Origin of the sequence: Amycolatopsis sp. WQ 127309 (assembly GCF_023023025.1) — a bacterium.
Lineage (GTDB): Bacteria > Actinomycetota > Actinomycetes > Mycobacteriales > Pseudonocardiaceae > Amycolatopsis.
This window is the reverse complement of the sequence record NZ_CP095481.1, coordinates 2575834-2596652: the sequence shown is the minus strand read 5'-3', so window position 1 is coordinate 2596652 and position 20819 is coordinate 2575834. Positions and strand designations below refer to the sequence as shown.

The 20819-nt window shown below is 71.3% G+C and carries 20 protein-coding genes; 11 read left to right on the top strand and 9 right to left on the bottom strand.

Annotated elements, in window-relative coordinates:
* Nucleotides 1-7: 7 nt before the first annotated feature.
* The gene (locus MUY22_RS11890; protein ID WP_247059540.1) at nt 8-406 is read right to left on the bottom strand and encodes a DUF5318 domain-containing protein; all 399 of its coding nucleotides are present in this window, start codon (nt 404-406) and stop codon (nt 8-10) included.
* A gap of 245 nt (nt 407-651) precedes the next feature.
* Here MUY22_RS11890 and MUY22_RS11885 point away from each other — a divergent pair, with 245 nt between their 5' ends.
* The 4 genes from MUY22_RS11885 (at nt 652) to MUY22_RS11870 (ending at nt 3717) form a co-directional block, all read left to right on the top strand.
* Nucleotides 652-1206: a PadR family transcriptional regulator gene (locus MUY22_RS11885; RefSeq protein ID WP_247059539.1), complete on the top strand. Its 555-nt coding sequence runs from the start codon at nt 652-654 to the stop codon at nt 1204-1206.
* Between the two features lie 68 nt (nt 1207-1274).
* On the top strand, nt 1275-2363 hold the full coding sequence (locus MUY22_RS11880) for an inositol-3-phosphate synthase (protein ID WP_247059538.1): 1089 nt from the start codon (nt 1275-1277) through the stop codon (nt 2361-2363).
* Between the two features lie 92 nt (nt 2364-2455).
* Nucleotides 2456-2986: an RNA polymerase sigma factor gene (locus MUY22_RS11875; RefSeq protein ID WP_247059537.1), complete on the top strand. Its 531-nt coding sequence runs from the start codon at nt 2456-2458 to the stop codon at nt 2984-2986.
* The gene (locus MUY22_RS11870) at nt 2983-3717 is read left to right on the top strand and encodes a hypothetical protein (protein WP_247059536.1); all 735 of its coding nucleotides are present in this window, start codon (nt 2983-2985) and stop codon (nt 3715-3717) included. The genes MUY22_RS11875 and MUY22_RS11870 overlap by 4 nt, the downstream gene beginning before the upstream one ends.
* On the opposite strand, the gene MUY22_RS11865 is transcribed toward MUY22_RS11870, so the two are convergent.
* The gene (locus MUY22_RS11865) at nt 3683-4321 is read right to left on the bottom strand and encodes an HAD family phosphatase (protein WP_247059535.1); all 639 of its coding nucleotides are present in this window, start codon (nt 4319-4321) and stop codon (nt 3683-3685) included. The genes MUY22_RS11870 and MUY22_RS11865 overlap by 35 nt on opposite strands.
* Nucleotides 4322-4387: 66 nt before the next feature.
* Between MUY22_RS11865 and MUY22_RS11860 the strand changes: the two genes are divergently transcribed.
* The 5 genes from MUY22_RS11860 (at nt 4388) to MUY22_RS11840 (ending at nt 10573) form a co-directional block, all read left to right on the top strand.
* Nucleotides 4388-4846 (top strand): MarR family winged helix-turn-helix transcriptional regulator, encoded by a 459-nt coding sequence (locus tag MUY22_RS11860; protein WP_247059533.1) that lies wholly within the window; start codon nt 4388-4390, stop codon nt 4844-4846.
* Nucleotides 4836-6053, top strand: coding sequence for an MFS transporter (locus MUY22_RS11855; RefSeq protein ID WP_247059531.1), 1218 nt, complete (start codon nt 4836-4838; stop codon nt 6051-6053). The genes MUY22_RS11860 and MUY22_RS11855 overlap by 11 nt, the downstream gene beginning before the upstream one ends.
* A 93-nt stretch (nt 6054-6146) precedes the next feature.
* Complete coding sequence (locus tag MUY22_RS11850) at nt 6147-8201, top strand: PhoX family phosphatase (RefSeq protein WP_247059530.1); 2055 nt, start codon at nt 6147-6149, stop codon at nt 8199-8201.
* Nucleotides 8202-8288: 87 nt separating this feature from the next.
* Nucleotides 8289-9899: an SdrD B-like domain-containing protein gene (locus MUY22_RS11845; RefSeq protein WP_247059529.1), complete on the top strand. Its 1611-nt coding sequence runs from the start codon at nt 8289-8291 to the stop codon at nt 9897-9899.
* Entirely contained in the window at nt 9896-10573 is a 678-nt protein-coding gene (locus MUY22_RS11840) for an SDR family oxidoreductase (RefSeq protein WP_247059528.1), read from the top strand. The genes MUY22_RS11845 and MUY22_RS11840 overlap by 4 nt, the downstream gene beginning before the upstream one ends.
* Nucleotides 10574-10659: 86 nt before the next feature.
* On the opposite strand, the gene MUY22_RS11835 is transcribed toward MUY22_RS11840, so the two are convergent.
* The 3 genes from MUY22_RS11835 to MUY22_RS11825 are packed head-to-tail and all read right to left on the bottom strand — an operon-like array spanning nt 10660 to nt 14453.
* Nucleotides 10660-11967, bottom strand: coding sequence for an amidohydrolase family protein (locus MUY22_RS11835; protein WP_247059527.1), 1308 nt, complete (start codon nt 11965-11967; stop codon nt 10660-10662).
* Between the two features lie 36 nt (nt 11968-12003).
* Nucleotides 12004-12657, bottom strand: coding sequence for a response regulator transcription factor (locus MUY22_RS11830; RefSeq protein ID WP_247059526.1), 654 nt, complete (start codon nt 12655-12657; stop codon nt 12004-12006).
* On the bottom strand, nt 12654-14453 hold the full coding sequence (locus tag MUY22_RS11825; RefSeq protein WP_247059525.1) for a sensor histidine kinase: 1800 nt from the start codon (nt 14451-14453) through the stop codon (nt 12654-12656). Before MUY22_RS11825 ends, MUY22_RS11830 begins: the two co-directional genes overlap by 4 nt.
* 174 nt (nt 14454-14627) lie before the next feature.
* Between MUY22_RS11825 and MUY22_RS11820 the strand changes: the two genes are divergently transcribed.
* Both MUY22_RS11820 and MUY22_RS11815 read left to right on the top strand, forming a co-directional pair.
* The gene (locus tag MUY22_RS11820; RefSeq protein WP_247059524.1) at nt 14628-15329 is read left to right on the top strand and encodes an ABC transporter ATP-binding protein; all 702 of its coding nucleotides are present in this window, start codon (nt 14628-14630) and stop codon (nt 15327-15329) included.
* Nucleotides 15326-17575 (top strand): FtsX-like permease family protein, encoded by a 2250-nt coding sequence (locus MUY22_RS11815; protein WP_247059523.1) that lies wholly within the window; start codon nt 15326-15328, stop codon nt 17573-17575. The genes MUY22_RS11820 and MUY22_RS11815 overlap by 4 nt, the downstream gene beginning before the upstream one ends.
* Before the next feature lie 100 nt (nt 17576-17675).
* On the opposite strand, the gene trmB is transcribed toward MUY22_RS11815, so the two are convergent.
* The 4 genes from trmB to MUY22_RS11795 form a co-directional block, all read right to left on the bottom strand.
* Nucleotides 17676-18347, bottom strand: a complete 672-nt coding sequence (gene trmB / locus MUY22_RS11810; protein ID WP_371827670.1) for a tRNA (guanosine(46)-N7)-methyltransferase TrmB — start codon at nt 18345-18347, stop codon at nt 17676-17678.
* 44 nt (nt 18348-18391) lie between these two features.
* Nucleotides 18392-18943 carry a hypothetical protein gene (locus MUY22_RS11805; protein ID WP_247063827.1) on the bottom strand — a complete coding sequence of 184 codons (552 nt, stop codon included), beginning with the start codon at nt 18941-18943 and terminating at the stop codon, nt 18392-18394.
* Between the two features lie 176 nt (nt 18944-19119).
* Nucleotides 19120-19878, bottom strand: coding sequence for a hypothetical protein (locus MUY22_RS11800; RefSeq protein ID WP_247059520.1), 759 nt, complete (start codon nt 19876-19878; stop codon nt 19120-19122).
* Nucleotides 19875-20786 carry an ATP-binding cassette domain-containing protein gene (locus MUY22_RS11795; protein WP_247059518.1) on the bottom strand — a complete coding sequence of 304 codons (912 nt, stop codon included), beginning with the start codon at nt 20784-20786 and terminating at the stop codon, nt 19875-19877. The genes MUY22_RS11800 and MUY22_RS11795 overlap by 4 nt, the downstream gene beginning before the upstream one ends.
* Between the last annotated feature and the right edge of the window lie 33 nt (nt 20787-20819).

Sequence of the window (20819 nt, the reverse complement as noted above, 5' to 3'; positions counted from 1 at the left end):
ATGCAGCTCACCGGCCCGCGGTCCTTCGCGGACCGTCGGCCGGCTCCCCCGTGCCGAGGACGTACGACCGGACCAGGTGGTTCCAGTGGCACGCCCGGCACACCTCGACGTCGTACACGGTGAACTCGGCGAACGAGCCGGCCATCCTGGCCAGCTCTTCGGGGGTCCTCGCCGAGCCCGCGACGTGCTTGAGTTCGTCACCGTAGACCCAGGACACCAGGGTCAACGGTTCCTGGCGGCAGATCGGGCAGGGCTGGTCACCGGCCCGGCCGTGGAACTTCGCCGCCCGCAGCAGGTACGGGCTCGCGTCGCAGGCCTCGTGGCTGCCGACGCGCCCGGAGCGGACTTCGGCCAGCAGCGCACGGCGCTGCAAGGCGAAGTCCACGACCTGCCGCTGGTTAATCACCAGGACAGAGTACGGGCTCTTCCTGTGTGGTCCACGCCCCCTAGCGTGACCTCTCTCGCGACCGGTGGGGACACGCCGGACGTTCGATAACTCTCCGGTGACTTTCGCCCACGATCTGCTGATCTCGCCTGTTGGCTTCGCCACTTCGATGTATCGGGGCGATATAGTGGCTGGGTAGGTTGAACCGAGGCGATCATTCGGAGCAACGCGGATCGCCGAGGTTTGTTCCCGGAAGGGGGTGCGGTGTGCTGGAGTTCGCGATCCTGGGTCTTCTGCACGAAGCGCCCATGCACGGGTACGTGCTGCGCAAGCGGCTGCACGACACGCTCGGCACGCTCCGGACGTTCTCGTACGGCTCGCTGTACCCGACCCTGCGGCGGCTGCTGCGGGCCGGGTACCTGGTCGAAGAGCTCGACGAAGCCGACGACCGAGCGTGGTCGAGGCGAGGCAAGCGGGTCTACAAGCTCACCGCGGAGGGCAAGGAGCGCTTCAGTGAGCTGCTCGGCGACGCCGGGCCGCAGACCTGGGACGACGAGGGGTTCGGCGTGCACCTGGCCTTCTTCTCGCGGACCCCGGCCGACGTGCGGATGCGGATCCTCGAAGGCCGGCGGCGGCGCGTCGAAGAGCGCCGCGAAGGTTTGCGCGCCGCGCTGGCCAGGACCGAGGAGAGGATCGATCGCTACACCCGCGAGCTGCACCGGCTGGGCCTGGAGACCAGCGAGCGGGAGGTGCGCTGGCTCAACGAGCTCATCGCGCACGAACAACACGAACAAGCCGAGCGGCAAGGTCCCGAGACCTGAGCCGGGCGGCCGCGCCGCAGCGTAGCGGCAGACCTACTGAACAGACACGGATTGAAGGAGAAACCCCCATGGGCGAGAACCGCCGCGTACGGGTGGCCATCGTGGGCGTCGGCAACTGCGCGGCGTCGCTGGTCCAGGGTGTCCAGTACTACCGCGACGCGGACCCGGCCACCCGCGTCCCCGGTCTGATGCACGTCGACTTCGGCGGCTACCACGTCCGCGACATCGACTTCGTCGCCGCGTTCGACGTGGACGCCAAGAAGGTCAGCCGCGACCTGTCGGAGGCGATCTTCGCGTCCGAGAACAACACCATCAAGATCGCCGACGTGCCGCCGCTCGGCGTCACCGTCCAGCGCGGTCACACGCACGACGGCCTCGGCCGCTTCTACCGCGAGACGATCGAGGAGTCCGACGAGACCCCGGTCGACATCGTCGCCGCGCTGCGCGAAGCGAAGGTCGACGTGCTCGTGTCGTACCTGCCGGTGGGCTCCGAGGTGGCCGACAAGTTCTACGCGCAGGCCTGCATCGACGCGGGCGTCGCCTTCGTCAACGCGCTGCCGGTGTTCATCGCCTCCGACCCGGAGTGGGCGAAGAAGTTCACCGACGCCGGCGTCCCGATCGTCGGTGACGACATCAAGTCCCAGGTCGGCGCCACCATCACGCACCGCGTGCTGGCGAAGCTGTTCGAGGACCGCGGCGTCCAGCTCGACCGGACGATGCAGCTCAACGTGGGCGGGAACATGGACTTCCTGAACATGAAGGAGCTGGAGCGCCTCGAGTCGAAGAAGATCTCGAAGACCCAGTCCGTCACCTCGCAGATCGACCGCGACCTCGGCAAGGCCAACATCCACATCGGCCCGTCCGACTACGTCCAGTGGCTCGACGACCGCAAGTGGGCCTACGTCCGGCTCGAGGGCCGCGCCTTCGGCGACGTCCCGCTGAACCTGGAGTACAAGCTCGAGGTGTGGGACTCGCCGAACTCGGCGGGCATCATCATCGACGCCGTCCGCGCCGCGAAGATCGCGCTCGACCGCGGCATCGGTGGCCCGATCCTGTCGGCCTCCTCCTACTTCATGAAGTCGCCGCCGGAGCAGTACGACGACTCCACCGCGCGCGACGCCGTCGAGAAGTTCATCCGCGGCGAGCTCGAGCGGTAGAACAGTCCCCCCGTCGAAGGCCGTCACCGCTGGTGGCGGCCTTCTTCGCGTGGTGCACTAAACCGGTGGGGTGGGGCGCGCGTGAACGTGGCGTGAGTGCGAGCGTCGGGGAGAGCGTGCCGGGGGACCTGGGCGCGCCGACCTTCCACGCCCTGTTCCAGGAGTACTTCGCCCAGATGACCCGGCTCGCGCACCTGCTCGGCGCGGACGACGCGGAAAACGTCGCCCAGGAGGCTTTTGTCAAGCTCCACCAGCGCTGGGACACCCTGACCGACCACACCCGCGTGGCGGGTTACCTCCGCGCGACCGTGGTGAACATGTCGCGGTCGCGCACCCGGCACCTGCGGGTGGTCCGGCGGACGCCGCAGGAGCTGCCGCCGGACGAGCTGTCGGCGGAGGTCCGGGCGGTGGCCAACTGGGAACACCAGCGGATCCGCGCGGTTCTGGGCAAACTGTCCAGGAGGCAGCGCGAGGTGCTGGTGCTGCGCTACTGGCTGGACCTGAGCACGGCGGGCATCGCGGAGACGCTGGGGATCTCCCCGGGCACGGTCAAGGCGACCACGCACCACGCGATGGAGAATCTGCGCAAGCACCTGGGGGACGACCTGGGAGGTGAGCGATGACCGACCTCGAACGCAAACTGGCCGAGACACTGCGGGAGCAGGGCGGGGAGGTCACGCCCGACCTCGCCGGCGCGTGGGCGGAGCAGCTGCGCCGCCAGCGAAGGCCGAGAGCGGCCCGCCGCCGGTTGACGGTGCTGGTCGCGCCCCTTGCGGCGGTGCTGGTGGTGCTGACCAGCGTGCTGCTGGCCACCCAGCTGAACTCGGCGCCGACGCCGGTCCAGCCGGCGCGCCCCGGCCGGCCGTTCGTCCTGGCAAAACCGGAGCACCGGCCGTTGTCCGAGCTGCAGGTGACGGGCACTCCGGCCATTCTCACCAACTTCGTCGGCCAGACCGATGTGTGGACCACCTATGTGTTCACGGCCACCGTGGCCGGCGCGGCGCGCTTCTGCGTGGCCGCCGTGCCCAGAGGCGACCAGCTCGTCCCCGGAGCGCCGCAGTACGGGACGAAGTCACCCTCCTGCGTACCGCTCGACGACAAGACGGAACTCGCCGCCGGGTACGTCGGGGAGAACGGCGGTCCGCTCCCCGCGGACAAAGCGGTCTTCGTGACCGCTACGACCGTATTGCAGCTGAGGACCTTCAACGCGAAGGGCGATCTGTCGGCAGCGCTGCAGAAGACGGTCTCCGACCACGGGGTTTTCCTCGTGGACGTGGTCGAGGGTTCCCCGCCCGAGCGCTACGAAGCCGACTACAGCCTCACTTCGCAAGAAGCGCACCCGGCAAGTCGGTGATCGTCGCCACCACCGCCGTGGCCCGCTTCAGCACCTCCGGGTCCGGCGGGAAGTGCGGGTTCGGCACCGCGTAAACCGCCATCCCCGCGGCCAACGCCGACCGCAACCCGTTCGTCGTGTCCTCGACGGCCGCGCACTCCGCCGGCGCCACCCCCAGCAGCTCCGCTGCCCGCAGGTACACGTCCGGGGCCGGCTTGCCCGCGCCGACCTGCTCGGATGACACCGCCGCGCCCACCGGCAGGCCCGTGACGTCCAGGAAGCCCTTGATCAGGATCACCGGCGACGAGCTGGCGATCGCCACCGGCCACTTCTTCGCCACCGCCCGCACGACGTCGACCGCGCCGTCGATCAGCGGCGGCCGCTCGGCGTACCGGGCCGCCATGCGCTTGACGACGATCGTCGCGATCTCGGGTGGCGTGAGCCGCGCGCCCAGCTCTTCGACCAGGTAGCGGGCCCATTCCGGGGTGCTCATCCCCTGCTGCGCGCGCGTCGCCTCCTCGCGCCAGGTCCCGCCGTGCTCGGCGACGACCGCGCGGCGGACCTCGTCCCAGATCCGCTCGGAGTCCACGAGTACGCCGTCGAGGTCGAAGATCACCGCGTCCATGCCCCGAGCCTAGCTTGTGAGCCGACTTACTTAGCCACCCTTACTAATTTTTGTTAGCATGGCTAAGTGACTTCCCCGATCGCCGATCTCGCCCACCGGCTGCGGCCGCTGGTCTTCCGGCTGTACCACCAGGTGCGCCGCCAGACCCCGCAGCTGACGCTGACCCTCACCCAGGGGTCGGTGCTGAGCGAACTGGTGAACGGCGGGCCGCGGCGGATGAGCGCGCTGGCCGAGTTCGAGCAGGTGAAGCTGCCGTCGATGACCGACGTCGTCAGCCGCCTCGAACGGCTCGGGCTCGCCACCCGCGCGCCGGACCCCGCCGACCGGCGGGCGGTGCTCGTGGACGTCACCGACGAGGGTCGTCGCTTCTACGCCGAGATGGTCACCGCCCGCGAAGAGTTCCTTCGCGAACGCCTGATCGCGATGGACGACGCCGACCGCGCTGCGATCGAAGCCGCCCTGCCGGCTCTCGCCAAGTTGCTCGTTGACGCCAAGAAGGAGGAACTGATCAGCGATGAGCGCTGAACACCACTCGAGCCTGCTGGACGCGGTCAAGGGCCAGCCCAAGCAGGTGTGGATCACCGCGTTCGCCGCGGTCATCGCCTTCATGGGAATCGGTCTCGTCGACCCGATCCTGCTGTCCATCGCCAAGGGCCTGGACGCGACGCCGTCGCAGGTCACCCTGCTCTTCTCGTCCTACCTCGGCGTCCAGGTCATCGCGATGCTGGTCACCGGCGCGGCGAGCGCGAAGTTCGGGCCGAAGCGCACGGTGCTCGTCGGGCTGACGCTGATCGTCGCGGCCACCGCGCTGTGCGCGGCCGCCGGTTCGATCGAGCAGCTCGTCGGGCTGCGCGCGGTCTGGGGTCTCGGCAACGCGTTCTTCATCGCGACGGCGTTGTCGGTGATCGTCGGCGCCGCGACCGGCGGCCAGTCCGGCGCGATCCTGCTCTACGAAGCCGCGCTCGGTGTCGGCCTGTCGGTCGGCCCGCTGCTGGGCGCCCTGCTCGGCAGCATCTCCTGGCGCGGCCCGTTCGTCGGCACGTCGATCCTGATGGCCGGCGCGCTCGTGCTGTGCGCGGTGTTCCTGAAGGGCGACAAGCACGAGAAGCGTGATCCGATCAAGCTCCTCGACCCGCTTCGTGCGTTGAAGCACACCGGCCTGCTGCGCACTTCGGTCGCTTCGGCGCTTTACACCGCCGCGTTCTTCACGGTGCTGGCCTGGTCGCCGTTCGTCCTCGGCTGGAGCGCCATCGCCGTCGGCCTGATCTTCTGCGGCTGGGGCCTGTGCGTCGCCGTCGCGGGTGTCGCGCTCGCGCCGCGACTGGCCGCCAAGCTCGGTGAACGCCACGCCGCCGCGGCCGCCGTCTTCGGGTACGCCGTGCTGATGCTGGTGCTGGCCGTGCCGAGCAAGCCGGTGCTGGTCGTCGGGATCATCGTCTCCGGGCTCGTGTCCGGGCTGCTGAACACGCTGTTCACCGGCACCGCGATGTCCATCAGCGACGCGCCGCGCCCGGTCGCCAGCGCGGGGTACAACTTCTGCCGCTGGCTCGGCGGTGCCGTCGCGGCGACGCTGGTCGGGCACGTGGCCGAGTGGTTCGGTTCGCCGCAGGCGCCGTTCGTCGCCGCCGCGGTGCTGTGCGTCGTCGCCGGTGGCCTGCTCTCGCTGCGGGAGAAGAAGGCGGACGCGCACGCCGTGCCGCAGGAAGCCGCGCTCGTCGGCGAAGAGTTCTGAGAGGGCCAGTCCGGCGTTCACTCGAATGTCTCTATTGACTGGTTTGGGAGACTTACGGTCGGTTCGTTCCCGAACTCCCACCATGGAGGCCTCGTGCCCGACCGTCTGCTCCCGCTCTTCCCCGCCCACCCCGGCGGCCGCTCCCCGGTCACCTGCGAATACCGCTGCGGCAACGCTTGCGCGCACCCCGAGCCGAACGAGTCCGGCAACGCGTACTTCGGTGACGTCGTCAAGGACATCTCCCGCCGCCGGGTCTTCAAGGCGGGCGCCGTGATGGCCGCCGCGGCGGGCGGGTTCGCCGCGCTCTCCGGGACGGCCGCCGCGGCACCCGCGCCGAAACCGCGTCCGGCCCCCGGCACCGACTTCGACCCCGTCCCGCCGAACAAGCTCGACGCGGTCGTCGTCCCGGACGGGTACGCGCAGCGCGTCGTCATCCGCTGGGGCGACCCGGTGGTGCCGGGCGCGCCGAAGTTCGACTTCACGAAGCAGACGGCGGCCGCGCAGGCGAAGCAGTTCGGCTACAACAACGACTTCGTCGGCCTCATCCCGCAGGACGCGCTGGGCCTGAACAACTTGCTCGTCGTGAACCACGAGTACACCGCCGAGGTGCACCTGTTCCCGGCCGACCAGTACGACTCGGCGAACCCGACCGAGGAGCAGGTGAAGATCGCCTGGGCGGCGCACGGTCTTTCGGTGCTGCAGGCGCGGCGCGACCCGGTCCGCGGCGGCCTCGAGGTCGTGCCGAGCCGGTTCGCCCGCCGGATCACGCTCGACACCGTCTTCGAGGTCCGCGGGCCGGCCGCCGGTTCGAAGTACCTGAAGACGTCGGCCGATCCGAGCGGGCGCAAGGTCCGCGGCACGCAGAACAACTGCTCCGGCGGCGTGACGCCCTGGGGCACCGTGCTTTCCGGCGAGGAGAACATCCACCAGTACTTCGCGAACTCCGAGACGGTCACCGACCCGGTGGCGGCCGCGAGGCTGAAGCGGTACGCCATCGGCGTCGGCGCCAGCACCCGCAAGTGGGAGCGGTTCGACAAGCGGTGGGACGTCGCCCAGGAGCCGAACGAGCCGAACCGGTTCGGCTGGGTCGTCGAGATCGACCCGAACGACCCGCACTCGACGCCGGTCAAGCACACCGCGCTCGGCCGGCTCAAGCACGAGGGCGCGAACATCAAGATCACCGCCGACGGCCGCGTCGCCGCCTACTCCGGGGACGACGAACGCTTCGAGTACATCTACAAGTTCGTCTCCAAGGGGAAGTACAAGCCGGGCAAGAGCGCGCACGCGCGGCGGCACAACTCGGCGCTGCTCGACGAGGGCACGCTGTACGTCGCGCGCTTCACCGGCGACAGCCCGGCGTCCGAGATCGACGGCACCGGCAAGCTCCCGGCCGACGACGAGTTCGACGGCACCGGCGAGTGGCTGCCACTGGTGAGCGGCGACAAGTCCTTTGTGGACGGATTCACCGCCGAGGAGGTCTACGTCTTCACCCGGCAGGCCGCCGACAAGGTGGCCGCCACGAAGATGGACCGGCCCGAGGACATCGAACCGAACCCGGTCACCGGCCGGATCTACGCGGCGCTGACCAACAACAGCGACCGCGGCGCGGCGGGCAAGGCGGGCGTCGACGAGGTGAACCCGCGCGTGGCCAACCGGAACGGGCAGGTGCTGGAGTGGGCGGAGGCCCGCGGCGACGCGGCGTCGACGACGTTCTCGTGGCGGCTGCTGCTCGTCTGCGGTGACCCGGCCGCGGCCGACACGTACTACGGCGGCTTCGACAAGAGCCAGGTCAGCCCGATCTCCTGCCCGGACAACGTGGCCTTCGACCGCCACGGCAACCTCTGGGTCTCGACCGACGGCAACGCGCTCGGCGCGAACGACGGCCTGTTCTCGGTGCCGGTGACCGGTCCGGAACGCGGCCACGTCAAGCAGTTCCTGTCGGTGCCGCCCGGCGCCGAGACGTGCGGCCCGAACGTCACCGACCACGTCGTCCTCGTCGCGGTGCAGCACCCGGGTGAGAACGCGGCGAGTTCGGCCACCCCGACGTCGCACTGGCCCGACGGCGGCACCGCGCAGCCGCGGCCGTCACTCGTCTCGGTGTGGAAGAAGGGCCGCTTCGGCCGGCCCGGCCGCATCGGCGAGCGCTGACGCAGCGGGTTCGCGCCGGCCGAGGTTCACCCTGAAGGGGACCGCTCTCGGCCGGTGCGGGCCCGGGCCCCGCGCCATAGTCGGGGGGTGATCTTCTCGGCGCGCGCGATGGCAGTGGCGATGGCGGTCTCGGGCGCGGCGGTGCCCGTGACCGCGGCTTCCCCCGCGGACCCGCCTCCGGCCTGCGGCGGCGTCGCGGCGAACCCGAGCGTCGAAACGACGGCGGCGAACGGCGCGCCGGACGGCTACGTCTTCACCCCGGCCGCGCCGGTGCCGCCCGGGACGCCGGCCGCGAAGCAGCCGAAACTGCTGACCGACCAGGCGTACGCCGTCGACGGGCGGCGGTCCGCGATGATCCAGACGCCGGACGGCAAGGCGAGCACCGCCTACCAGACCGAGAAGTTCGTGCCGGGCGGCGTTTACACGCTCAGCGTGTCGACCGGCGCCGCGCTGCCGAGCGCGAACCCGGCCACCGGCCTGCGGTTCTACGACGCGACCGGCGTCCAGGTGCTGGAGAACAAGCTCGTCGTGGACCACAACGCGAGCGACGGGCACCTGGCCGAGCAGGACTTCCCGGCGTCGACCGCGCCGGCCAGGGCGTCGGCGGTGAAGTTCTTCGCCACGACCAGCGCGGAACGGCTCCGCTGGGACTGCGTCGTCGTGCAGCTCGCGGCGTACTCGGTGAAGAAGGAAGTGCGGAACCCGGTGACCGGCGCGTGGGGCCCGTTCGCGACGGTCACGGCGGGCGAGACCGCGCACTACCGCGTCACCGTGACGAACGACGGCACGCAGGACCTGACCGGGATCACCGTCCAGGACCCGTGGTGCGCCACGCCGTTCGCGCCGTTCACGCTGGCCGCGGCCGCGAACGAGCAGCTGACCTGCGACCACCCGAACCTGACGGTGGCCGACACCGGACACGTCAACACGGCGAAGGTCACCGGCGTCCACTACCCCGGCGGCACGCTGGGCGACAAGACGTCGTCGGCGACGATCACCGTGGTCCCGCCGCCGGCGATCGCCAAGATCGGCGACTTCGCCTGGAACGACCGCAACCGCGACGGGCTGCAGGACCCGGGCGAGCCCGGCGTCGCGGGCGTGAAGGTGACGCTGAAGGACGGCGCGGGCGGCACGGTCGGCACCGCCACGACGGATGCGAACGGCAAGTACGGCTTCGAGAAGCTGAAGGACGGCACCTACCAGGTCTGCTTCGCCGTCCCGGCGGACTTCACGGTGACGCGCGAGGACGCAGGCAACGACGACCAGGACTCCGACGCGGACCCGGACGGCTGCACCGCGCCACGCACCCTCGGCGGCCCGAAGCGCGAGGACTTCTCGGTGGACCTCGGCCTGGCCCCGCCGACGAACCGGATCGGCGACTTCGCCTGGACCGACACCGACGGCAACGGCCTTCAGGACGCGGGCGAGCCGGGGCTGGCCGGGGTGAAGGCGGTGCTGAAGAACGGCACGAGCGTCGTCACCGGCCCGGACGGCGCCTACGCCTTCACCGGCCTCGAAGACGGCACCTACGAAGTGTGCTTCACGGCCGAGGGGCACACGCCGACGAAGAAGGACGCCGGTGACGACACTCGCGACTCCGACGTGGACCCCTCGGGCTGCGCCTCCCGGACACTCGGCCCGGGCAACCGCGACGACCGCACGGTGGACGCCGGGTTCGTCGTTACGGTAGGGGCATGACGGATCTTCCCCTGGCCCTCGTGACCGGAGCTTCGCGCGGAATCGGCGCGGCGGTCGCCCACCAGCTCGCCCCGACGCACCGCCTCCTCCTCGGCGGCCGCGACGCGGACGCGCTGGACGCACTGGCAAAGGAACTGCCGGGCGCAACCCCGTGGCCGGTGGACCTGACCGACCAGGCCTCCCTCGAACAGGCGGCCGCGGACATCACGTCCCTGGACGTCCTGATCCACTCGGCCGGAGTGGCCCGCCTGGGCCGGGTCGAGGCTACCCCCGCCGACGCGTGGCGGGAGAACTTCGAGGTCAACACCGTGGCGGTGGTCGAGCTGACCCGCCTCCTGCTCCCGGCTCTGCGGGCAGCCCACGGTCACGTCGTGGTGATCAACTCGGGAGCGGGCCTGAACGCCCGCCCGGGCTGGTCCCCGTACGCGGCGAGCAAGTTCGCCGTCCGCGCCTTCGCCGACGCCCTGCGCGAGGAGGAACCGGACCTGCGCGTGACGTCGGTCTACCCGGGCCGCACGGACACGGAGATGCAGCAGAAGATCTTCAAGGGCGAAGGCCGCGAGTACGACACGTCGCACCTGCTGAAGGCGGACTCGGTGGCCACAGCAGTGGTCACGGCGGTGTCAGCAGCCCCGGACGCCCACGTGACCGAGGTCATCCTCCGCTCCCGCTGACCCCGTCACTTTCACCGAGAAAGATGCGTCTGAGACCCCCCTGGACGTATCTTTCCCTACGAAAGTGCGACTTTGCGGCGCAAAGTTCAGGCGCGTAGGCGGGCCGCGGTTTCGGCTACGCCGGCCTGCACCTTCGAGCGGTCCACCCGTAGCGACTCGCCGTCCGCCACCACCTGCTCGCCCGCGACCCACACGTCCCGGACCCGGCGGGAGCCCGCCGCCCAGACGAGGTTCGACAGCAGCTGGACGTCCGGGACGTCCAAGCCGCACGCGAACGCCGGGTCGTCCAGGTCGATGTGGACCAAGTCGGCCCAGCGGCCCGGCTCCAGTGCGCCGATGTCGGCGCGGCCCAGGGCCGCGGCGCCGCCGCGGGTCGCGAGCAGGAACGCGTCCGCCGCCGTCAGCACCGTCGAGTCGCCCGTCGCGAGGCGGGCGAACATCGCCGAGAGCTGCAGTTCTTCCCACAGGTCGATGTCGTCGTTCGACGCCGGGCCGTCGGTGCCGAGGCCGACCGCGACGCCCGCCGCGCGCAGCTCGGCGATCCGCGCGATGCCCGAAGCCAGCTTCGCGTTCGAACCCGGGCAGTGCGCCATGCCCACGCCGTGCGCGGCGAACAGCGCGATGTCCGCGTCCGACAGGTGGATCGCGTGCGCGGCCAGCACCCGGCCGTCCAGCATGCCGAGCTTGGCCAGCAGCGCGGGCACCGAGCCGTGCGCTTCGCGAACCGCGAGGTCCTCCGCGGCTGCCTCGGCGACGTGGATCTGGATCAGCGCGCCGCGCGCGGCCGCCGACTCCGCCGTCGCGCGCAGGCCCTCTTCCGACAGCATGTACGCCGAGTGCGGGCCGTAGCCGAGCTCGACGCGGTCGCCCGGGCCGAAGCGCAGGCCGTCCGCGTCGATCCAGCGCTCGATCGCGGCCAGCTGGGCGCGCCAGTCGAGGCCCGGCAGCTCCATCACCGGCGGCGCGACCAGCACGCGGCCGCCCGTCGTGAGGACGGCGTCGACCAGCTGCTCGCCTTCGAAGTACATCTCGGCGCTGGTCGTGACGCCGTGGCGCAGCATCTCGACCGAGCCCAGCAGCATGCCGGTGCGGACGTCTTCGGGCCGCAGCTTCGCCTCGGCGGGCCAGATGATCTCGTTGAGCCACGGCAGCAGCGGCAGGTCGCCGCCCATGCCGCGCAGCAGCGTCATCGGGCTGTGCGCGTGCGTGTTGATCAAGCCGGGCAGCAGGATGCCGGTCAGGGTGGTGACCGGAGCGGCGGACTCGGGGGCGGTGGCCACCGGTCCGCAGTACGAAATTCGCCCATCGGTGTCGACATCGACGACCGCGTCGCGCAGGAGTGAACAGGACGGGTCGGCGGGGAGAACGACAGGAGCGTGGAAACGGCGTTGCATGTCGGGATACTACGCACCCCCCCAGAGCACCCGGAATTACGAGACGACTCCGCTCCGCCACGCCCAGGCCGCGATCTCGACGCGGTTCCGCGCGCCGATCTTGCCCTGCACCGACGCGAGGTGCGTCTTCACCGTCGAGAGCGACAGGTAGAGCTCCGACCCGATCTCGGTGTTCGTCAGCCCGCGCGCGGCCGCCTTCACGACGTCCATCTCGCGCGCCGTCAGCGGTTCGGAAGGTGGCTTGACCTGCGGTTTCGCCGGGCCGCTGCCGTCGAAGTGCTTGAGCAGCCGGACGGTGATCTGCGGCGACACCAGCGCGTCGCCGCGGTCGGCCGCGCGGACCGCCTCGATCAGCAGCGCCGGGCCGGCGTCCTTCAGGAGGAAGCCGGACGCGCCGTTGCGCAACGCCGTGTGCACGTACTCGTCGAGGTCGAAGGTGGTGACCACCACTACCTTCAGCGGGTCGGTGACGTCCGGGCCGGCCAGCTGCCGGGTGACCTCGAGGCCGTCGAGGCCGGGCATACGGATGTCGAGCAGGCAGACGTCCGGGCGCAGTTCGCGGGCCTTCGAGACCGCCGAGACGCCGTCCGCGACGTCGGCGACGACCTCGATGTCGTCCTGGGCGTCCAGGATCATGCGGAACCCCATCCGCACCATCTCCTGGTCGTCGGCGATCAGTACCCGGATCACTCGTCCCCTTCCGCTTCTTCCGTAGCCGCCAGCGGCAGCCAAGCTTCGACGCGCCAGCCGCCGTCCGGGCCGCGCCCGGCCGAGAGCCGGCCCTTCAGCAGCGCGACGCGTTCGCGCATGCCGACCAGACCGTAGCCGCCCGAGCCGCCGGCGGGCCGGTGCGTGCGCTCGCGCCCGTTGTCCGTCACCCGCAGGTGCAGTTCTGTGCCGTTCACCTCGGCCAGCACGAACGCGTCGGTCGCGTCCGCGGCGTGCTTGCCGACGTTCGTCAGGGACTCCTGCACCAGCCGCAGCGCCGAGCGGCCGACCTCGTGCGGCAGGTCCGGCGGCAGGTCGAGGTGCATCGACGTCGGCACGCCGTGGTTGGCGCCTTCGACCAGCTTCCGCAGGTCGGCGCCCAGATCCGTGGTCGCCTGCTCGCTGAACTCGCTCGACCCGGCGGGCGCGTCACCGCGCATCGAGCGGACCAGCCGCCGCATCGCCGCGAGCGCCTCGACGCCGGCGTTCTCGATCCGGCCCATCGCCTCGACGGCGATCTGCGGGTTCTTCTCGGCCATCATCCGCGCGGCCTGCGCCTGCACCACGATCCCGGTGACGTGGTGGGCGACGACGTCGTGCAGTTCGCGGGCCAGCGCCATCCGCTCGGCGGTCTGCGCCTCGGACACCGCGGACTGGACGACCGTGGTGCGCTCGGAGTCCCGCGACCGCAGCATCAGGCCGACGGCGATCGAGATGCCCAGCATCAGCGCCGCGGCGAAGGCCAGGATCGACAGCGTCTGCGGGTCGGTCTGCAGGTTGCCGGCGGGCTGGTTCGAGTTGACGATCGCCGCGAGCGCGACGACGGCCGACAGCACGGCCACCCGGGCCCACGAGGCGCTCAGCCCCCGGGCGCGGGTCAGGGTGACCACCACGCCCATCCCGGCGATGACCTGCACGAACGGCACCCCGCCGGGCATCGGGTAGGAGCTGCGCAGCTGCAGCAACGGCGTGATGACCGCGGAGAGCAGCAGAACCCCGGCGATGGCGAGGACCGCGTCGGCGGGCCGCCGCGGCGACAGCACCGCGATGACGGCCGCGACGAGCGAGCAGAACAGGATCGGGAAGCCGCGGGCGGTGCTGGAGTACGTGTAGCCGAACTCGAAGATGAGCGCGAACCCGAGCAGCCCGATCAGCGGCCACTGCCCCATCGCCAGCTCGTTGACCCGGCGGAGCTTGCGCGTGCGCGGATCGGCCTTCGGGCCGCGGTCGCGGATCGCGATGGCGGGCACCACCGCGCCGGCGAGCAGCAGCACGCCGAACAGCAGGGCCTGGTAGAGCGATCCGCCGTCCAGGTCGCCGACGCCCCGGTAGCGGCCGAAGACCGCGACCAGGCACCCGACGACCAGGGCGCTGACCACGCAGAACGCCACGCCCGCCCGCGCCCGGCGAGTCACGTAGTAGAGCATCAGCTCCCCCGCCACGATCTCGGTGATCGTCACCTTCGGCAGCACGCTCGAGTACGGCGGGATGTGGAACGCGTGGATGAAGAGGGTGGAGAACACCAGCACGGCGGCACCCGCCGCCCCGGCGACGGCGGCCCGCTTCTGGGCCCACAGCGCGCAGGCCACCATCGCGAAGATGCCGGGCAGCAGCCCGAAGTCGACGAAGCGCGGGCCGGAGTCGTCGAGCGCGGCCTGCGTCGTGAAGACGACGTCGAAGAGCAGCGCGGCGAACAGCACGGCCGCGGGCACGCCGATGCGCCGCACCAGGGTCGTGGTGCGGGTGTAGAGCGTGTTCTGCGGAGGCGCGGCGGGCACAACGTGACGTTAGAGGATCCGCGGGCGTCCGCACCTTGGCCGAGTGGCTCGCGCTCCCTCGGCCGATCGGCCGATGCGGGCGGGCCCGTGACTGGCCGTCTGCCCGAAGTGGACATCCCTTGCTCTCGGCGAAGCTCATCGGCATCAAGATCCCGACCGACAGGGGAGAACCTCGTGGACCCGAACACTCCACAGTGGACCGATGGGCCGGTGCTGTCCGGCCGTGGGCTCGTGAAGCGCTACGGCGCGCAGTACGCCTTGGCCGGCATCGACATCGACATCCAGCCGCGGGACGCCGTCGCCATCGTCGGGCCGTCCGGCTCGGGCAAGACGTCGCTGCTGCACGTGCTGGCCGGCATCCTCCGGGCCGACGACGGGCAGATCTTCCTGGCCGGACAGCGGATCGACCACCTCGGCGAGAAGAAGCGCAGCGAGCTGCGCCGCACCGAGTTCGGTTTCGTCTTCCAGTCCGGGATGCTCGTCGCGGAGCTGTCGGCGGAGGAGAACGTCGCGCTGCCGTCACTGCTGGCCGGCCTCGGCCGCAAGGAAGCCATCGACGCCGGGCGCCAATGGCTTTCGCGCCTCGGCCTGGCCGGCAAGGAGCGCCGTCGCCCCGGTGAGCTGTCCGGCGGCGAGGCCCAGCGCGTCGCGATCGCGCGGGCGCTGACCCACCGGCCGAAGGTGATCTTCGCCGACGAGCCGACCGGCGCCCTCGACACCCGCACTGGCCGCGACACGATGGACGCCCTGCTCGGCGCCGCCCACGAGACGGGCGCCGCGGTGATCGTCGTGACGCACGACCGCGAACTGGCCGAGTCGATGCCGAAGACCGTCGCCATCCGGGACGGCCTGATCGCCACGAGGCTCGCGGCATGAACTCGCTGCAGATCGCCCTGCGGGTGCTGAAGGTCGACCGGCGGACCCGGACGTCGGCGATCCTCACCGCGGTCGGGGTGGCCGTCGCGACCGGGCTGGTGCTGCTGCTGGCGACGCTGCCGTTCGCCACGCAGAACCGTGAGCAGCGCGCCGTCTGGCAGGGTTACCAGTTCTCCAGCCGCAGCACCGACGGCCCGGCGAAGCTGGTGTACTCCGTCTCGAAGGACTACTTCGACGGCCGGCAGATCAGCCGCGTCGACGTCGCGCTGGCGCCGGGCGCCACCGCGGCCGGGATCCAGCTGCCGGCGGGAGTGCCGCAGCTGCCCGGGCCGGGCGAGACCGTGGTGTCCCCCGCGCTCGGCCGGTTGCTGCAGGGCAACTCCGCCGCGCAGCTCGGCGACCGGTTCGGCAAGCCCGTCGGGGCGCTGGGCGACGACGCCCTGCGCTTCCCCGAACAGCTCGTCGCGCTGACCGGGCACACGCCGGACGCGATGCCCGAGGCGTCGTCACCGGTCTCGGGCTTCCCGAACGGGAAAGCCAGTGCGGACGGCCTGCTGATGCTGCTGTCCTGGGTCGGCATCATCGTGCTGCTGGTGCCGAGCCTGGTGCTGGTCGCGTCGTCGGCGCGGCTGACGGCCGCTCGGCGCGAGCGGCGGCTGGCCGCGCTCCGGCTGGCCGGCGCGACACCGGGGCAGGTCACGAACATGGTGGCCGCCGAGACCACGCTGTCCGCGGGCATCGGCGCCCTGCTCGGCCTGCTGCTCAGCCCGGCGCTGCACGGCCTCGCGTCGTTCGTGCCCTGGGCCGGCGGCACCTGGCAGGCGGCCGACTTCACGCTGCCGGTCGGCCTGACGGTGTTCATCGTCGTGGCGATCCCGGTGCTCGTGGTGCTGGCCGGCGTCCTGGGCCTGCGGCGGGTGCTGAAGAACCCGCTGTTCGCCGCGGGCGGTCACACGAAGAAGCCGTTGCGCTGGTGGCGGCTGCTGGCCCTGCCCGCGGCCGGGCTGTTCTTCCTCTACGCGGTCTCGACTTCGGGTGACTCCGGCGGCATCGGCATGGTCATGGTGGGGCTGTTCCTGCTGGTCGGCTCGGCCGCGATCGTCGGCCCGTGGGTGACGTCGGCGGTGGGCGGCACGTTCGTCCGGATCTGGCGGCGGCCGTCGTCGCTGCTCGCCGGGCGACGCCTGCGTGACGACCCGAAGAGCGCCTACCGCGCCTCCGCCGGGATCGTGCTCGCGGTGTTCGCCGGGTCGATGGCGCTGACGCTGCTGCCGACGTTCGAGTCGATGGCGGGCGGCGGCCGGTCCTTCCAGGACTCCGTGCTCTACGTCGACACCGACGGTCAGCACGCGAGCAAGATCGTCGACCAGGCCAACGGCTCGCTGCGGAAGTACGGGCAGTCCGAGAGGGCCGTCGCGGTCGGCCAGGTTTACCTGGTCCAGGGCGAGGGCGCGAACCGCACCGGCCACCGGGCGCTGGTGATGAGCTGCGCGGACGCGGTCAAGCTGACCCGGTTCGGGCTCACCGCGGAGAACTGCACGGGCGGTCCGGCCGTCTTCGGCGACTCGGCGCTCGACCTGGCGCAGTACAAGGTCGTCGACAACTGGGAAGGGCCGGCCGTGGCCGTCAAATCGGGGACGCGGGCGGAAGCCATCCACCTGCCGGACGCCGACCTGGCCGGCACGTCGATCATCGACCCGGCCGCGCTGCCGGAGGGCTTGGCGCCGAGTTACGTCACCGTGGTCGCGCCGACCACCGACGCGAACCGCGAGATCGTGCGGACGGCGCTGGCCGGGCCGGCCGCCGGCGAGGAGGTCGGCAGCCGGGACCAGTACCTGTTCAACCAGCAGACCGAGCTCGGCGACCTGCGCCGGGTCACGGTGATCGGGCTGCTCGCGGCCGGGGTCCTGGCCGGCTGCAGCGCCGCCGTCGCGACCGCCGGTTCGGTGATGGACCGCCGCCGGACGTTCGGGGCGCTGATGGCCGCCGGCACGCCGGTGCGGGTGCTGTCGCGGGCGCTGCGGATGGAGGCCGCGCTGCCCGCGCTGGTCGCCACCATCGGCGCGGGAATCGTCGGGGTGCTCGTCGGTGTTGGGCTCTACAGCATGGTCGACCCACGCGGGATCGTGGTGAGTCCGTGGCTCCTGGCGCCGGTGGTGCTGGGGGTCGGCGTGGCCCTGCTCGGCGCGTCGGTCTGCACGCCCGCCCTCAAGCGGGTCCAGGCCGAGCCGCTGGCCGAGGAATAGGACGTTCGCCCCTCTGTCGGGGGAGGGGCGAGCACCGGGGGTAGTGAGCTGAAGGGGACCTTTCTCCGCGGGGATCCGGGGAGGGTCCCCTTCAGCGTTTCTAGCGCTTCTCGAAGATGAGGTCGTGCGAGACGCGGCCGTCGACGTCGGCGCGCTGCTCGAACTTGGTCACCGGCCGCCACTCCGGGCGCGGCGCCCAGCCGTCGTACCGGTTCTTCAACGCCGGCTCGGCCGAGCAGACCTCGAGCATCTGCTCGGCGTAGTTCTCCCAGTCGGTCGCCATGTGGAACGTCCCGCCGGGTGCGAGCCGCGACGCCACGAGCGCGGCGAACGACGGCGACACGATCCGCCGCTTGTGGTGCTTCTTCTTCGGCCACGGGTCCGGGAAGAACAGCCGGACGCCGTGCAGCGTCCCGGGCTCGACGTGCTCGGTGAGCAGCACGACGGCGTCACCGTGCAGCAGCCGGAGGTTCTCGACGCCCAGCTTTTCGGCGCGCAGCATCAGCTGGCCGAGGCCCGGGTCGTAGACCTCGACGGCGACGTAGTTCAGCTCCGGCGCCGCGGCGGCCAGCTGCGACGTCGTCTCGCCCATGCCGGAGCCGATCTCGATCAGCACCGGCGCCTCACGGCCGAACCACGCGCCGAAGTCCAGCGTCCCGGCGGGCAGCTCGCCCACCGTGCGGCCGACGTCCGGCCACAGCTCGTCCCACGCGCGTTGCTGCCCGACGGTCATCCGGCCACCGCGCTTGACGTAGCTGACGACGCTGCGCAGCCGTCGACTGTCCTCGTTCTCCACCAAGCGAGGCTAACTGGTGGTCACCGAGCGGCTTCGAACTCCCCGAGCCGGGACCGCAGGCCGGCCAGTCCGGCGACCGGGATCGGGTCCGGCGTCGGCCCGGTGTGCGCCGGGAGGACGTCGATCCAGCCGCCGTGCCGATCGGTGTTCATCACCGTCGTGGGAATCGCGTGTCCCGATTTCCCGCGTTCGGACGGCATGAACTCCCAGTAGCCCGATTCGCCGTCCGCGGCCCAGGGGACGAATTCCCAGCCCGGCCGCCTGCCGAGCAGTTGCGCGATGCGGTCCTCGACGCGGAAACCCTGTTCCCGGGAATCGAGCTTGCCGTCCGCGACCGCGCGCAGCCACCACGGCGCGGGGATCGGTCCGGCCATCCCGGCCGACGCGCGGAACAGCGCCAGCACGCTGTCCTCGGGCGCGCGATGCACCCAGGCACGGCGAAGTTCCGCGGGCGTGCCCGCCGCCATGGCGTTCTGCGGGAGTTCGATGGCCCGCGACCATTCAAGATCCAACATGGGTTCGAGCCGCGGTGCGTCGTCTTCGACGCGGGCCCGGGGAATCGTGCTGCCCAATTCTTGACCGGTGTCCACCGCCAAGGATCACCTCCAGGGGAGCTCAGACGGGTCCGGTTCACTCACTTACGAATATTGCCTGGTCATAGCATTATGTCCGGCGCCTGTGAGAGAAGCCACAACGTTTTCATCTTCTCTTAACACAGTTTTGTGGAGTAGTGAGACGGCGATCACGCTCAGGCATCGCGCTTCGCCGTGACGACCACGCCGGCCACGAACAGGGCAATGCTGATGGCGGCGAAGTAACCGAGGTAGCCCCACGGGCTCAGCGGCGCGGCCGACAGCTGCAGCGGCCCGGCGGCGAAGCCACCCGCGCCGACGAACTCGTCCGCGGCGTGGAACGGCATCCACTGGTAGATGTGCCTGCCCGCGCCCGGGATGAAGACGACCAGGCCCTCCAGCAGCTGCGTCCACACGAGCACCGCGGCCAGCGCGAAGGCGACGTTGCGCAGCAGCAGTGCGACCCCGACGCCGGCCACCGCGGTGAACAGGAAGACCAGGCTCTGGCCGAGCACCGAGCGCCACTCCGCACCCGAGTGCAGCGCGAGATCGGCGTCCGGCTGCACCAGCGTCCCGACACCCCAGGCGCCGAAGCCGACGACCAGCCCGAGCACAGCACCCACCGCGCCGATGATCGTCACCTTCGCCAGCAGCGCGGGCACCCGGCGCGGGACGGCCTGGAAGGTCAGCCGCATCGTGCCCCAGCCGAACTCCGACGCCGTCGCGAGCACGGCGAGCACGAGCAGCACGGTCCGGCCGTTGCCGCTCGCGAGCTGCGTGTTGCCGACGGTCGCCGGGATCTCCGGCCCGGCCAGCGCGAAGAACAGCGCGGTGAAGCCGAGCGGCGCGACGAACGCGAGGGTCAGGCACCATAACGGCGCCCGGGTGCTGAAGAGCTTGATGCGCTCGGCGCGGAGCAGGTTCAAGGTCGTCACTTCGCGGCCTCCGGAGCGGCGGAGAACTCCACGGCCTCGCGGGTGAGGTCGAGGTAGGCCTGCTCGAGCGAGCCGGTGATCGGGCTCAGCTCGTGCAGCGTCGCGCCGGCGTCGAAGGCGAGCTGCCCGATCCGGTCACTGTCCACTCCGGACACCACGAAGGCGCCGTCGGCTTCGGTGAACGTCACCTGCCCGGTGAGCGCGGCGCGCAGCTCGTCGGCGTGCGGGGTGCGCACGCGCACGCCGTGGTGGCTCGTGCGGGCGACGAACTCGTCCATCGAGCCCTGGTAGATCAGCCGGCCCCGGCCGATCACCACCAGGTCCTGGGCGGTCTGCGCCATCTCCGGCAGCAGGTGGCTCGACACGAACACGGTCCGGCCCTCGGCGGCCAGCGAGTGCAGCAGCTGCCGGATCCAGGCCATGCCCTCGGGGTCGAGGCCGTTGACCGGCTCGTCGAACAGCAGCACGCGCGGGTCGCCGAGCAGCGCGGCGGCGATCCCCAGCCGCTGCAGCATGCCGAGCGAGTACCGCCCGGCCCGCGTCTTCCCGACGCTCGTCAGCCCGACCAGCGCCAGCACCTGGTCGACGCGCTTGTCGGGGATGCCGTTGGTCGCGGCCAGCCAGCGCAGGTGGTCACGTCCGCCGCGGCCGGGGTGGCGCCAGCCGGCGTCCAGCATCGCGCCGACCGTCGTCAGCGGGTCCTTCAGCTCGGGGTACGGAACGCCGTCGATGAGCACGGTCCCGGCGTCCGGGGTGTCGAGGCCGACGATGAGCCGCATCGTCGTGGACTTGCCGGCGCCGTTCGGACCCAGGAACCCGGTCACGCGGCCGGAGCGCGCGGTGAAGGTCAGCTGGTCCACGGCGGTCGTGTCGCCGTACGCCTTGGTCAGTGCCGTCGCTTCGATCACGTGCTCACCTCGTCCCGTCGCGGTGAGCCTAGC

Excerpts from the sequence above, each read along its gene's own strand:
- MUY22_RS11835 (WP_247059527.1), bottom strand. The coding sequence starts at position 11,967 with ATGCAACGCCGTTTCCACGCTCCTGTCGTTCTCCCCGCCGACCCGTCC.
- MUY22_RS11865 (WP_247059535.1), bottom strand. The coding sequence starts at position 4,321 with ATGGACGCGGTGATCTTCGACCTCGACGGCGTACTCGTGGACTCCGAG.
- MUY22_RS11855 (WP_247059531.1), top strand. The coding sequence starts at position 4,836 with ATGAGCGCTGAACACCACTCGAGCCTGCTGGACGCGGTCAAGGGCCAG.
- MUY22_RS11815 (WP_247059523.1), top strand. The coding sequence starts at position 15,326 with ATGAACTCGCTGCAGATCGCCCTGCGGGTGCTGAAGGTCGACCGGCGG.
- MUY22_RS11840 (WP_247059528.1), top strand. The coding sequence starts at position 9,896 with ATGACGGATCTTCCCCTGGCCCTCGTGACCGGAGCTTCGCGCGGAATC.
- MUY22_RS11880 (WP_247059538.1), top strand. The coding sequence starts at position 1,275 with ATGGGCGAGAACCGCCGCGTACGGGTGGCCATCGTGGGCGTCGGCAAC.
- MUY22_RS11870 (WP_247059536.1), top strand. The coding sequence starts at position 2,983 with ATGACCGACCTCGAACGCAAACTGGCCGAGACACTGCGGGAGCAGGGC.